The sequence below is a fragment of the Thermomicrobiales bacterium genome, assembly GCA_023954495.1.
Taxonomy (GTDB): domain Bacteria; phylum Chloroflexota; class Chloroflexia; order Thermomicrobiales; family CFX8; genus JAMLIA01.
Map to the genome: position 1 here is coordinate 41,869 of JAMLIA010000002.1, position 13,750 is coordinate 55,618.

9 protein-coding genes and 1 riboswitch are annotated in these 13,750 nt (G+C 62.1%); of the genes, 6 read left to right on the forward strand and 3 right to left on the reverse strand.

Going from position 1 to position 13,750, the window contains the following annotated elements:
- The first annotated feature begins 76 nt into the window (after nucleotides 1-76).
- Nucleotides 77-1,270: an MFS transporter gene (locus M9890_00580; protein ID MCO5175466.1), complete on the forward strand. Its 1,194-nt coding sequence runs from the start codon at nucleotides 77-79 to the stop codon at nucleotides 1,268-1,270.
- Here the strand turns inward: M9890_00580 and M9890_00585 are convergent.
- The gene (locus tag M9890_00585) at nucleotides 1,267-3,357 is read right to left on the reverse strand and encodes an APC family permease (GenBank protein ID MCO5175467.1); all 2,091 of its coding nucleotides are present in this window, start codon (nucleotides 3,355-3,357) and stop codon (nucleotides 1,267-1,269) included. The two genes, M9890_00580 and M9890_00585, sit on opposite strands and share 4 nt — an antisense overlap.
- Nucleotides 3,358-3,795: 438 nt before the next feature.
- Between M9890_00585 and M9890_00590 the strand changes: the two genes are divergently transcribed.
- Together M9890_00590 and M9890_00595 are read left to right on the forward strand one after the other, a co-directional pair.
- Nucleotides 3,796-5,916: an acetate--CoA ligase family protein gene (locus M9890_00590; protein ID MCO5175468.1), complete on the forward strand. Its 2,121-nt coding sequence runs from the start codon at nucleotides 3,796-3,798 to the stop codon at nucleotides 5,914-5,916.
- 43 nt (nucleotides 5,917-5,959) lie between these two features.
- Nucleotides 5,960-7,675, forward strand: coding sequence for a serine hydrolase (locus M9890_00595; GenBank protein ID MCO5175469.1), 1,716 nt, complete (start codon nucleotides 5,960-5,962; stop codon nucleotides 7,673-7,675).
- A gap of 21 nt (nucleotides 7,676-7,696) precedes the next feature.
- Here the strand turns inward: M9890_00595 and M9890_00600 are convergent, their stop codons facing one another.
- Nucleotides 7,697-8,017 carry a multidrug efflux SMR transporter gene (locus M9890_00600; GenBank protein MCO5175470.1) on the reverse strand — a complete coding sequence of 107 codons (321 nt, stop codon included), beginning with the start codon at nucleotides 8,015-8,017 and terminating at the stop codon, nucleotides 7,697-7,699.
- A gap of 130 nt (nucleotides 8,018-8,147) precedes the next feature.
- A riboswitch (guanidine-III (ykkC-III) riboswitch) is annotated at nucleotides 8,148-8,213 on the reverse strand.
- Between the two features lie 55 nt (nucleotides 8,214-8,268).
- On the opposite strand from M9890_00600, the gene M9890_00605 reads away from it, so the two are divergent.
- The gene (locus M9890_00605) at nucleotides 8,269-9,474 is read left to right on the forward strand and encodes an esterase-like activity of phytase family protein (protein ID MCO5175471.1); all 1,206 of its coding nucleotides are present in this window, start codon (nucleotides 8,269-8,271) and stop codon (nucleotides 9,472-9,474) included.
- Between the two features lie 356 nt (nucleotides 9,475-9,830).
- Nucleotides 9,831-10,514, forward strand: a complete 684-nt coding sequence (locus M9890_00610; GenBank protein MCO5175472.1) for an SdpI family protein — start codon at nucleotides 9,831-9,833, stop codon at nucleotides 10,512-10,514.
- Nucleotides 10,515-10,535: 21 nt separating this feature from the next.
- Here M9890_00610 and M9890_00615 read toward each other — a convergent pair whose 3' ends face one another.
- A complete protein-coding gene (locus M9890_00615; protein ID MCO5175473.1) occupies nucleotides 10,536-11,720 on the reverse strand; it encodes an FAD-binding oxidoreductase in 1,185 nt (394 codons plus the stop codon).
- Between the two features lie 192 nt (nucleotides 11,721-11,912).
- Between M9890_00615 and metG the strand changes: the two genes are divergently transcribed.
- Complete coding sequence (gene metG, locus M9890_00620) at nucleotides 11,913-13,676, forward strand: methionine--tRNA ligase (GenBank protein MCO5175474.1); 1,764 nt, start codon at nucleotides 11,913-11,915, stop codon at nucleotides 13,674-13,676.
- Nucleotides 13,677-13,750 lie beyond the last annotated feature (74 nt).

Genomic DNA, 13,750 nt, shown 5'->3' on the forward strand with positions numbered 1-13,750 from the left:
GGCGGCTGGCGCTCGTTCGATAGACCCGTATAATGTCCCCCCGCCGACGAAACGGCGTGGTTGGGGAGGGGTTCATGTGAGCGAGGCCGAGGCGGCATCACTGAGCGACCGCACGCGCGGTCGATCGGCGCTGATGGTCACATCTGGCATTCACCTCACCAACGACGCCTGCTTCGCCCTCCTCTATCCGTTGTTACCGTTCATCTCAGATGACCTGGGACTGTCGTACGCGCAGGTCGGCTTGATGAAGGCGGTCTTCTCTGGTGCGTCGAGTGTGCTGCAAATCCCGGCCGGCGCTGTGGGTTCGCGGTATGGAGAGATGTTCGTCCTCCTGCTCGGCAATGCCTGGGTTGGCCTGGGCTTGATCCTGATGGCGCTGACCGGCGGCTTCTTGACGTTGCTGGTTGCAGCCGGGCTGGGCGGGATCGGCGGCAATGCCCAGCACCCACTTGCGTCGTCGCTGGTCTCTCGCGCTGTCCCGCCACGGCAGATGGCGACTGCGCTCGGAACGCTGAACTTCAGTGGCGATGTCGGCAAGCTCATCGGCCCGTTCGTCGCCGGCATTGTCGCGACACAATTCGGTTGGCGGATTGCGTTGGGAAGTGTCGGCGCATTCACCGTGCTGTTCTCGCTGGCGTTGCTGTTGCGCGGACGCACCAATGGACAGCAGCGTGAACGCCGCAAGACGACGGGCGAGGCAGAGATACGGAGTCCGTTCAAGCGCGGCTTCACGAATGTCGTCGTCGCGGGCGCGCTGGATACGGCGACACGCGGCGCGGCGCTGACCTTCCTGTCCTTTGTGCTGGTCAACAAGGGCTTTAGTGCTGCTGCAGTCAGTGCGCTGTTCGCCGTGATCTTCGCAGGTGGTGCGGCGGGCAAGTTCCTCTGCGGCTGGATGACCGATCGCTGGGGCGCGTTGACGGTCATCGTCCTGACTGAGTCGGTCACGGCTGTGGCGCTGATCGCCATTTATCGTGGCCCGGTCTGGTCGACCATTCCGCTGGTTGCTATCCTGGGATTCATGCTGAACGGCACATCGTCGGCGCTCAACGTCAGCGTCGCGCAATTCGTTCCGTCGACTGAGCGTGCGCGCGGCTACGGCGTCTACTTCACTGCTGCGCTAGTCAGCTCGTCCGTCTCTCCATTGGCGTTCGGTGTGCTCGGCGATGCCGCCGGACTGGGTGTCGTCTTCGCGGGCATCGCGCTAATGACGATCGCGGTTATCCCCGCTGTCCTGCCGGTGCGCAACGGTCTCGATCCCGTGATCTAACCGACGTGAACCGCCGGCCGACGCTCCGGATCAGGCTCGGCCTTACGCAGAATTTCGTGTGTGAGCGGTGCGATATCACCCTCACCAAAGAGAATAAACCGCGCCAGATATTTCAGCGGGTTCCCCTCCGTCCAGCCAAAATAGACGTGCGGGATTGAGCCGGTACGATCTCGCGCGTAGAGCGAAAACGCGGCGATTGCGTTCGGCACTGCTGCCGCACGGGCGCGCAGCACGTGGTAATCGCCGATCATCTCGCCGCGTATATCGAGCGTTGGCGCGAACTCGGAAGCGTCGCCGATCTCAACCTCAAGGAAGAGCGCCGCTGCCCCGCCGGGGATGTGGTGGTCGGCGCGCTGCTCGCGTAGCTTGAGCAAGTAGGCGCGCGGCGTGCGGGCGTCCGGGTGGTTGGCGATGAGACGTACCGGTCCGTGCATTGCCGCTTCCAGCAGCATGCGCTCGGCGGCAGCGTCCAATTTGACCTCATCGACACGCAACTCGGTGGCTCGGAACACACGCGAGAGGAGCGACGTCACGATAATCGCGCCGATGAAGAACGAGGCGATCTTGACGCCGTCTGGTCGCTCGAACACATTGACGATCGTTGTGTAGATGAACACGATCATGATCGCGCCGAAGACGATCGTGCGTGGACGCGAGGCCTTTCGCAGCTTCAGCAGGAACACGGCAATCGCACCGGAAGACATCAGTACCAGCACGCCGGTGGCGTAGGCACCGCCCTGGGCATCGACGTCGGCACGGAACCAGATGGTGACGGCGAACGCGATAGCGGTGAAGACCACGACGAGCGGGCGGATGGTGCGCGCCCAGTCGGGTGCCATGCCGTAGCGCGGCAGATAGCGCGGCACGATGTTCAGCAACCCGGCCATCGCCGATGCGCCGGCAAACCACAAAATCAGGATCGTGCTGATGTCGTACACGGTGCCAAAGCCGTTGCCGAGGTACTCGTGCGCCAGGAATGCCAGCGCTCGACCGTTCGCTTCGCCGCCGGCTTCAAACTGTTCTTCCGGGATGAGCATGATCGTCGTGAAGCTACTGGTGATCAGAAAGAACGTCATGATGAGCGCCGCCGTACGCAGCAGCTTGCGCGTATTGCGAATGCGCCCAAGCGGGCGTTGTTCGGTGTCGCTCGGATCGCCCTTGACCAACGGCATCACGGCCACGCCGGTCTCGAAGCCGGACAGGCCAAGCGCCAGACGCGGGAACAGGATGAGCGCAATCGCAATCATCATGAGCGGATTGCTGTGCTCCAGCGTCAGCCGATTCCACCAGTCGTTGACCAGCGTCGGATGATCGAGCAAATGCATCAGGCTGACCGCAATGACCACGACATTCAGCGCCAGGTACGCAACGACAAGAACGACCGCGATCCCGATCGCCTCAGTGAAGCCCTTCAGGAACACCGCGCAGAGGACTGAGATGAGCAGCAGCGTGATCAACACCTGATGCCCGGCAAACACGTCGAGCATGTAGGGGTTCTCGCGGATGTGTGCTGTTGCGTCCGCTGACGACAGCGTGATCGTGATGATGAAGTCGGTCGCGGCGAATCCGAGAAGCGCCAGAACGAACAGCTTCCCCTGCCACCAGGCGAGCAATCGCTCCAGCATCGCAATCGAGCCCTCGCCGTGCGGGCTGCGCTCAGCGACGATGCTGTAGATCGGGTACGCACCGAGCAGTGTCAGCAGGATGAGGACGAGCGTGGCGAAGGGGGCCAGCGCCCCGGCGGCCAGTGCTGCGATACCGGGCTGATAGCCGAGCGTAGAGAAATAGTCCAGACCGGTGAGGCACATGACCTTCCACCACGAATGGATTTCCTCGGCGGCGGTTGTTGAGCCTTCCTCAGCGGCGGGCGATTTCAGCAGCCAGCGACCAATACGCGTCTGCCGCGGACCTTTGCGCGTTCGGAGAAAGGTTCTGTTGCCCTCCTGCACGACAATGTCGTCGGACCGCAGTACACGAATGCGTCGGTCGCCTGGCCGTGTTCCTTCGCGCTCAATGTAGTGAGCCTTCCGCTTGTGGCGGAAGTCGTGTGGTGAGTTCGATAGGTCCGGTTCGTCAGCGCCGTTCATGTCGATAGCGCCCGTACTCGATGCCCCCGGCGAAATTGCGGCAAAGCGGTGTCACGCATCGATGTAATAGCGACGACCTTCGCAACCATCATGTTTACCCCCCCACGCGCACACATATATCGCAGAGCGATATAGACCAGTAGTATACGCGCTCTGTCATCGATCGGACGGCACCATGGAAACGCAGGCTGGCCCACGTTGAGATAGCCACATCCTCGTCCCGGATGATCCGACAATGGATGCGGAGTGTTGCACCAGCCATACACAGCGTCAACTGTCCTTTGACACATTCTGCGGGCGTTCACCGGCGTTGCTCGTTGACGATCTGCATCATCGTTGTTACCTTCTGCAGCCAGCGTACCAACGCGAAACTGAGGCTGATTCGGTCGCTCCATCTGCGGCCGAGGACGTTCTGTGTGGAAAACAAAGAGGACAAGAATGAGCCACCGGCTGCAGCGGTTGTTTTCTCCCGTTTCGGTTGCGGTTGTCGGCGTGTCGCCGAAGGGTGGTTATGGGCTGGGCACGGTCAGCAACCTTGAGCGGTTTGGATTCCCAGGCCGCATCTATCCAGTCAACCCGCGCTACGACGAAATCGACGGGCGGCAGGCGTGGCCGAATCTGGCGAGCTTGCCCGAGCCAGTTGACGCAGTCGGGATTTCCGTCCCTGCGCTGGCAACCCCGTCGATCATTCGTGAGGCGATTGAGGCGGGTGCCGGTGGGGCGGTTGCGTTCGCGGCCGGATTTGCCGAGGTCGGTGAAGAAGGCGCAGCGCTCCAGGCTGAGATCGCCGCAATGGGTCGCGAGACTGGCTTCCCGGTGATCGGCCCGAACTGCCTCGGCGTCGTGAACTACCTTGATTGCGCGCCGCTCTGGAGCATCACGCCGGGTGGTCGCACGGAGCCCGGCTCTGTCGCGCTCGTTGGGCAGAGCGGCAACATCCTGCTCTCACTCATGTCGTCGATCAATTGCCCGCCGCTGGCGTACGCTGTGTCCTGTGGCAACCAGACTGTTGTCGACGCGGTTGAGATCATGGACTACTTCCTCGAAGACGCGCGCGTCCGCGTCATCGTCGCTGTGCTGGAAGGCATTCGTGACGTGCCCGGATTTCGGCGGATGGCCGCGCGGGCGGCTGAACGCGAGGTGCCGATCGTTGCGCTGAAGCTCGGACGCTCCGAGCGCGGCAGTCGCGCGGCCATCGCCCATACCGGCTCGATGACCGGCGCGTCGCATCTCGTCGAAGCGCTGTTTGCGGAGTGTGGCGTCATTCGCGTGGATGACCTCGGCGAGGCCGGTGCCACCGCTGCCCTGCTCGCGGCTCCTCGGCGTCCGAACGGCATGGGTCTGGGGGTGACGGCGAGCTCGGGTGGTGAGTGCGGTTTAGTCTCTGACCTGGCAACTGAGGCCGGACTTGTCCTACCCGAATTGCAGGCTGCGCAGCGTGAAAAGGTCGTGCCCCTCCTGCCATCATTCGCGCGTCCATCCAATCCACTCGACATTACCGCTGTCGGTTGGGGTGTCCGCGAGATCTCGCGTGAGACGGTGAGTGCCCTCGTGAATACGCCCGGCGTCGATCTTGTCGCCAGCATCGGACAGGCGTCGACCTACTCGGGTCCGATGGCCGATATCGGATGGGAACCGATGGTCGCTGGCCTTGGCGACGCGGCAGCCAACGGTAACGTGCCGGTTGTCCTGATTAGCACCATCACTGATGTTCAGGTGGAACTTGCGCAGGCGTTGGCCGAACACGACATTCCGGTTCTGGCTGGAACACGGACCGCCATTCGGTCGATTGCGAACGCCGGGCGCTACGCCGTCTGGCTCCGCGAACGTGCTGCGCCAGCCGAGCCACATGCGATCGACGAGCAGCGTCGAGCCAGGGCGCTCAAGCTGCTACAACCTGTCGGCAGCGGTGGCGTTTCGGAATCGGTCAGCAAGCAGATTGCAGCACTCTACGGCATCCCGATTCCGGAGGGCGAGCTGGCGATATCGCCCGAGGCAGCCCGCGACATCGCCGAGCGGATCGGTTTTCCGGTAGTTCTGAAGATCGAGGCTGAAGACCTGCACCACAAAACCGAGGTCGGCGGTGTTGTTGTTGGTGTCTCGACGGGTGACGAAGTCATGGCAGCGTATGAATTACTCACGCAGCGCGTCGCCGTTGCGCGTCCGGACGCGGCCATCACCGGCGTCAGGGTCGAGCGGATGGTTGGCGGCGGCGTTGAGCTCGTCGTCGGTGGTACTCGCGACGAGCTGTTTGGCCCGGTCGTCGTCATCGGAGCTGGCGGCATTCTCGTCGAGGTGCTGCACGATACCGCCCACCATCTCGCGCCGGTGGACGCGCCGACTGCGAAGCGCATGTTGCAGGGCTTGCGCAGCCGAGCGCTGCTGGACGGCTATCGCGGTGCAACACCAGCCGACGTTGACGCTGTGGCCAGCGCTATCGCCGGAGTGTCTGCGCTGCTGACCGAGCTGCCGGAAGTGCGTGAGCTCGACATCAACCCGCTCGTTGCGCTTGAGAGCGGGAAGGGGTGCGTTGCGCTCGACTGTCTACTCGTTGTGTAGTTTTCGCGTCTTGAAGGGCTATACTCTTCCGCTGGGAGGGAACATGGTTCGTTCAGGATGGGAAAAGCGCGACGAGCGGCGTATCGCTTCGCGAATCGCATACGGCCTGATTGCACTCGCGCTGCTCGCTGGTGCGCTGAGCCCATTGACGACACAAGCAGCCGGGATCAGCTTTTACGATCCGACCGGCCACTCGCTCAGTGGTCCGATCCGCGATTACTGGGAGTCGCGCGGCGGGTTGTGGCTGTTCGGCTATCCGATCTCCGAGCCGTATGAAGCAGTGTCCGAAGACGGTGAGTCGATCGTCGCTCAGTATTTCGAGCGAGCCCGACTGGAATACCATCCCTCGCTCGATGCCACGCCGTATCGCGTGCTCGGGGGGCGGCTTGGCTACGACCTGACACTCGGACGGCAGTCAGAGCGCTCGTTCCTCCCGATCAGTCGTTCTCAGGCCAGCTCCGGTTGCGAATTCTTTGAGCCGACTGGCCACAGTCTCTGTGAACCATTCCGTGATTGGTGGTATGCCAAGGGCGGACTCGCTATCTTCGGCTACCCATTGTCAGAGGTCATGACCGAAGGCGGCTACCAGGTTCAGTACTTTGAACGTGCCCGGTTCGAGTGGCATCCCGAAAACATCGGAACCGACTGGGTGGTCGAGCTCGGCCATCTGGGCGTCGATGCAGCGGGTCGAACGGGAGTCGCAAGCACTGCTGCATTCAAGAATAGTCAGGCGCTATCGACATCGTTGCGTGTTGACATCACCGCTGCTGACGGGCCGAACGGATCGCCGGTCGGCACGCTCACTGCCGGTGAGATTGTTCGCGTCGTGGACGGTCCTCGCAATGACTGGTATCTCGTTTCAACATCACGGTTAACCGGCTGGGTGCCGTTCTCAGCGCTGAACTGGACCCGCACTCCAGACCCTCGGGCTGCGTCGGTCGAATCACTCGAAGCGTTCGACTCTGACGTAGCGGCGGCTGTGCGTCAGAACGACGCCTGGATGACAGTTGGCATCTATGACACGTCAACCGGCCGGCTGTATGGCGGTGGTTCGGGCGGGCTGATCGGCTCGGCGAGCCTCTCGAAGACCGTCGTGCTGGCGGTTGCGTTGCATCAGGTCGATACAGGACGCATCAGCCTGGACGATATTCGCGGTCTGATCGAGCCCATGATCATGTACTCGGACAACGACGCGACCAACACGATGTGGCGAATCATTGGGCAGGACGTCGGCGTCGTGGATGCGCTCAATGAGATGGGCGTCAGTGGATTCGCTATTCAACACCCCTGGGACTGGGGCCAGACTGCCGCCAGCGGTGCCGACTGGGCGCGCTTCCTGGCGCTGTTCGGTAGCGGTCAGCTCGTTTCCCCGGGTCTCACATCGCTCGCGCTGGGGTTGATGCAGGATGTCACGCCCGCCCATCGCTGGGGCGTCAGTACGCAGGGGAGCGACCGCCTCGCGATTGGGAAGAACGGTTGGTACGTTGACGACGATCCGTACCAGTGGCGCATCGCTAGCGCAGGGTTTGTCTCAGGGCGTGAAGGCGCGCCGGGAGTCGCCCCGCTCGTCGTTGCGATCATTACGCGCTATCCCGCCGAGCTCGGCGAAGGCTGGGGCATCGCGAACGCAACCAATCTGACGCAACAGATCATGGATCGTAGCGGCTTGATCTGGTCGACGCAGTACCTGGTCAACACGCGTAACCTGAGCGCGCTGCCCCGCAACGGACGTGCGCTTGGCGTTGGCCCACTCCCGTAGGCGCTGACAGCAAACCGGCGCCTATTCGCCGCCGGCGAGCCGTAGCAGCACAACGCCACCGATGATCAGGATGATGCCGCCGAGCCGAGCGAGATCACGCGACTCGTTGAGGATAAGCATCCCCAGGATCGCCGTCCCGGCAGCGCCGATGCCAGTCCAGACAGCATAGGCCGTACCGACCGGCAACGTCCGCAGCGCCATCGAAAGCAGTGCAAAGCTCGTAATGCCCAGCACGAGGAACAGTGCGGTCGGCGTGAACTTCGAGAATCCCGCAGATTCCTTCAGCGACAACGCCATACCAATTTCGAAGCAACCTGCCAGCACCAATAGCAACCACGCCATAGCATCACCTCAGGTTGTGGTCGGCGATTGCGCGCACGACAATGTCGAGTGCGGCGTCGATTCAGCCGATCTCACATTCAGTACTGATACCAATTGGTGGATTGCGGCAACAGCGTGCACGGTCCACCCGGGTGCGTCGTCTTTGCGTCCCGGGTACGGCGCACGTCTCGTCCGGAGCTGACCGGCGTCAACTGTCGCAGATTTTATCATCGCTGATTCTGCATGGCTCGCATCTGGTAGGCTCCTGCGTCATGTGCCACCTGAGCGCTGCGCGTCTGCGCCCCTGTTTCCAACGCCTCGTTTGTCTGCTCGTCCTGTCGACGATTCTGCTGATCGGCTGTAGCGGACCCGATGCTTCGCGCCCCGAGGCAACCGGCACTGCTGCTCCAGACACCACGCCGCTGGAGTCTGCGACGGCGACTGCTGCGCCACCCACGGTCACGACCGCGACTGATGCTTCCACGCCGACAGAGCCGTCTGGGGCGTCATGTGCTCCGGGCGTCGACATCCTCGGTTTCTCGGACGCGCTAGATAAGCTGCCGGTCGGCGATCACACCGTTGGAAACATCTCGGCCATCGCGTGGGCCGGTGGCGACAGTTACCTTGGCGCTGCTGACCGTGACGGCGTGATCTACCGGATGACGTTCCCGCTTGACAGTTCACCGCAGGTTGACGATCTGTTCCGCCTTACTGACGAGAACGGCCAGCCGTGGTCGGGCGATGCGATCGACGTTGAGGGCCTTGCCATCGACGGCGACGACCTGCTGGCCGCCTCCGAGGTCGGCCCGACCATCCGGCGATTCAATGCGTCTGGCCAGCTCCTTGACGAGTACGACGTGCCAACCCGATTTCGTGTCGCGTCGGAAGGCGATGGCGGGTTGAACGAGACATTCGAATCCCTGGCAATCGATCCGGCTGGCGCAAGCCTCTGGACGGCGAACGAGAAGCCCCTCGGTTCAGACGGCTTCGACAGCGACGGACGCGGTCGCGTCCGCCTGCTGCAATTTCAGCGCGACGACAGCGGATTCATCGCCGGCACTCAGTTCGCGTACCTCACCGAGCCAGAGCAGGGATTGTCCGAATTGCTGGTCGTAGACAACACTCACCTGCTGGCGCTGGAGCGTGGCTTCTCCCTGCTCGTCGGCTTCACCGCCAGGGTCTATCTGGTCTCGCTCGACGACGCTACGGATGTCAGCGCGATTGACAGCCTCAGCGATGCGGATGTCGTGCCGGTGACGAAGCGCCTGCTCGTCGACCTCGGGCAATGCCCGGTGACGCCGGACGGTGGTCCGCCCGGCGACTTCAGCCCACTGCTCGACAACTTCGAGGGCATGACGTTCGGCCCGACTCTGCCCGATGGACGACGTTCGCTGATCCTCGTCAGCGACGACAACGGGCAATCGCTGGAAGTCACACGTCTGATTGTGCTGGCAGTCAATCCGGATTCGCTGCACTGAGCTAAGGCGATTGTCTTCAGATGCTGCCTCATCGTATCATTATTTCGGTGAGGGACGAAATAATGGAGCACGTGGTGGACACCGTTTACCGGGCGTTAAGCGATCCAAATCGGCGCGCGATTCTGCGGATTCTCCGGCGCGGGGAGATGAGTGCCGGAGCCATTGCAGATGAATTGCCGATCGCAAAGTCGACGTTGTCAGACACTCAACGTGCTCAAGATGTGAACCCGTTATCGCCGAACGCGATGGAACGACGATCTGGTACAGGCTGAATATCGCAGCCTACGAAGAGACTCTATTGCCGCGATCCTCGACTTGTTTGGTGTCGGCGAAGATCAACGGACGGGAGGCGATTGATGAACTTCCGACTGCGCTACGAAGTCCCGCAGTGGATTATGCTGGCAGCAATGTTTCTCGCCAGCGGCATCATCTGGCCGTCGACTCCGGACCGCGTCCCTGTACACTGGAACGCCGCTGGCGAGGTTGATCGCTATGGCGGCAAGCTTGAGGGCCTGTTCCTGCTGCCATTGATTTCAGTTGGTCTGTATCTGCTGCTGCTCTTCTTGCCGCGCATCGATCCCGGCAAAGCCAGCTACGTGCACTTCTCGGGCGCGTATGCAGCAATGCGCATCGGCACGACAGCGCTGATGGCGGGCATTCACGCGCTCGTCCTGCTCTGGATCAAAGACATCAAACCCAACGCAACGCTGATCGTCATGCTCGGGGTCGGACTGCTGTTCGTTCTGCTTGGCCTGGTGATGGGGAAGATTCAGCCCAACTGGTTCGTCGGCATTCGCACACCCTGGACGCTGTCGAGTCGTCGCTCCTGGACGCGTACCCATCGTCTTGGCGGCTGGCTCTTCATCGCCACTGGCCTGTTGATGATGATCGGCGGCCTGCTTCCACCGACCTGGTTGGTCCCACTGATCCTCGGTCCGACCATCCTTATGAGCTTGGTCCTGATCGTGTACTCCTACCTGGAATGGCGCAAAGACCCGGACCGCAGTCGGCCTGGAACACGGATCAGCAACGAAGGCTAGGATCACTGACTGATCAACCGGTTAGCGCGAGATCGTCTGCTGGGGCAGATCGTAATCGTGCTCATCTCGCCAGAGATTGCCCTCGGCGACCCGCGATGGCCGGAACGGCGTCAGGTCGACGGTCGATGATTTGCCCTCGGTGATCAGCTCACTCAGGCAAAGCCCGATGGCTGGTGCAGTCTTGAAGCAGGTCCCGCTGTCACCGGTCATCGTAAAGAGGCCGTCATATTGCTCGATCTTCCCGATCAGCGGCCGACCGTCCGGGCTCATCGACAGCACACCGGCCCAGTTCCCGCGCATCGTGCTGTGACGCATGATCGGGAAACGTTGCACGAGCTGGCCCCGCGTGGCATCAATCTGCGCTTGCGACAGCGACTCGTTGATGGTGTCGAGGTCGATCTGGCCGGTCTGCGCGACTTCGGCACCGCCGAGCGTCGAATTCCCGTCAGTCGGGCGTGCCCAGGTGCCGTTGATGTGGTCGATGTAGGTGAGGTGGCTCGGCGAACGATCGTACGCCCAGCGGAAAACCGCCACGCGCGCCGGGATCGGCCGCAGTCCAAGGTCGATACCAATCGGATCGAAGAGCTGGTTTGACCACGCACCGGCGGCGACGACAACCGTCGATGCCGCAATCTGCTCAGTCGCGGTCTGGACGCCGGTGACCTTGTCCCCGTCGATCAGGATGCGCTCGACAGGCGTATCGAGCAGCAGCTCGACGCCCATCTGTTCCGCCGCGCGGGCGAAGCCGAAGGTCGTCGCGTTCGGGTCGGCGTAACCGGACCCTGGTTCCCAGGCGACGGCGTCCACATCATCGACATAGAGCGACGGATCCATCTCCAGCGCATCGGCTGCGCTGATCAGACGCGTATCAACGCCGACTTCCTGTTGCATGGCCAGGTTCGCCTCAAGGTCGGCACGCTGGTCGCGAGCGACGAAGACAAGCAGGCCGATCGGCTTGAACCCGCAGTCGCCGCCAACGAGATCGCTCCAGTTCTGGAAATAGTCGAGGCTGACGCGAGCGAGACGAGTTTCGGGCTCGTTGGTGTAGTGCATGCGAACCAGTGCGCCGCTCTTGCCGCTCGCACCGGCTGCGACATGGCGGCGTTCGACAACGATGATTTTGCCCGCTCCTGCCTTGGCCAGATGGAAGGCCGTGCTCATCCCATTCACACCACCGCCGACGACGATAACGTCTGCACTCCGCATGGCTGTGTCCCTTATCGTTGCGACTCCGACAACCCTCTCGGCAACTCTACTTCAACTCAAACTACTACGCGTATTCAGTGATAGGCTCATGCATTGCAGCGTGCGGCGGGCCTTGCAATTCAGGCTATCCTTAACGATGCGCGGCGAGACTGCGCGTGCAGTCGTTAGGCGAAAAGTAGGCGGAAAAACAGAATGAACGAAACGATCAGCGTCTTCGTTGCTTGGCCGTACGTCAACGGCGATGCCCATCTCGGGCACATCGCCGGTGCCGAGCTGCCGCCTGACCTCTTCACGCGCTACCACCGCCTGCGCGGCAACCGCGTCCTGATGCTCTCCGGCAGCGACACGCACGGTACGCCGATCACCATCGGCGCGGAAAAGGTCGGCAAGACGCCACGCGAGTACTTCGAGTACTACCACCGACGCATTCTCGAGTCGTGGCAGAAGCTGGGACTGTCCTACGATCTCTACACGCACACCGACACCGAAAACCACTTCCGCGTCTCGCAGGACATCTTCAAGAATCTGCACGACAAGGAGTTCATCACGCTGCAACCGGTGCAGCAGTTGTATTGCGAGGTCGACAAGCGCTTCCTGCCCGACCGCTATGTTGAAGGCACGTGCCCCTTCTGCGGCTACACAAGCGCGCGCGGCGACCAGTGCGACAACTGCGGTCGCACGCTCGACGCGACCGACCTGATCGATCCGCGCTGCAAGCTGTGCGGCAGCACGCCGGTGATCCGTGACACCGAACACTTCTTCTTCGATCTCCCGGCATTCGAGTCCCGCCTGCTCGAGTACATCAACGAACAAAAGCACTGGCGGCCAAACGTGCAGAACTTTGTGCGCAACTGGCTCCAGGAGGGATTGCTGTCGCGAGCAGTGTCGCGAGACATTGACTGGGGTATCCCGGTCCCAATCGAAGGCTACGAGCACAAGATCATCTATGTCTGGTTCGAGGCGGTCATCGGCTACCTGTCGGTGTCCATCGAGTGGGCAGCCAACAGTGGCAAGCCGGAGGCCTGGCGCGACTGGTGGTACGACCCGGAGGCGCGCTCATATTACTTTCTTGGCAAGGACAACATCCCGTTTCATGCCATCATCTGGCCGGCCGAGCTGCTTGGGTACGACACCGAGATGAATCTGCCCTACGACATTCCGGCCAACGAGTTCCTCAATCTGGAAGGCAGCCAGTTGAGCACCAGCCGCAACTGGGCCGTCTGGCTGCCGGACTATCTCGAGCGCTATGATCCCGACCCTCTGCGCTACTACCTGACGGCGATTGCTCCCGAGACGCACGATAGCGAATTCACCTGGTCCGGCTTCGTCGAGCGCAACAACAACGAGCTCGTTGCTGCCTGGGGCAACCTGGTGAACCGCGTTGTGTCATTCGCGCATCGGCATTGGGATGGCGTCGTCCCAACGCCGGGCGAGCTGGACGATCGCGATCGTCAGCTGCTGGCCACGATCGAGGCCGGCTTCGCGACGGTTGCCGGTCACTACGAGCGGGTCGAGCTCCGCGAGGCGCTGCGGCAGTCGATTGCGCTCGCTCGCGAGGTCAATCGCTATCTCGACGAAACCGCGCCGTGGTTCGAGGTCAAGACCGACAAGGAAGCGGCTGCGACGAGCATCTTCGTCGCTCTGCGCGCTATCGATTCGTTGAAGATTATTCTCGCGCCAGTCCTGCCGTTCAGTAGCGAGCGCGTCCATCAGTTCCTCGGGTATGACGGCCGGCTGTCCGGAGAGATCACCATCGCGGAGTACCAGGAAGAGACGCGCAGCCACGAAGCGCTGACCTACCAGCCGCTGGAGATCGAAACCACGGTCGATCGCTGGAAGCCGAGCGAGCTCCCGGCCGGGCAGAAGATTCAGAAGCCGACGGTCCTGTTCCGCAAGCTGGACGACTCTGTTGTCGAAGAGGAAATCGCGCGTCTGGAAGCGTCGGTCAAGGCGTAGCAACCGCAGTACAACGAGCCGATCGGATCCGTTCCTGGAGCGAACGGGCCGGTCGGCTTTTCGCATGTGATATA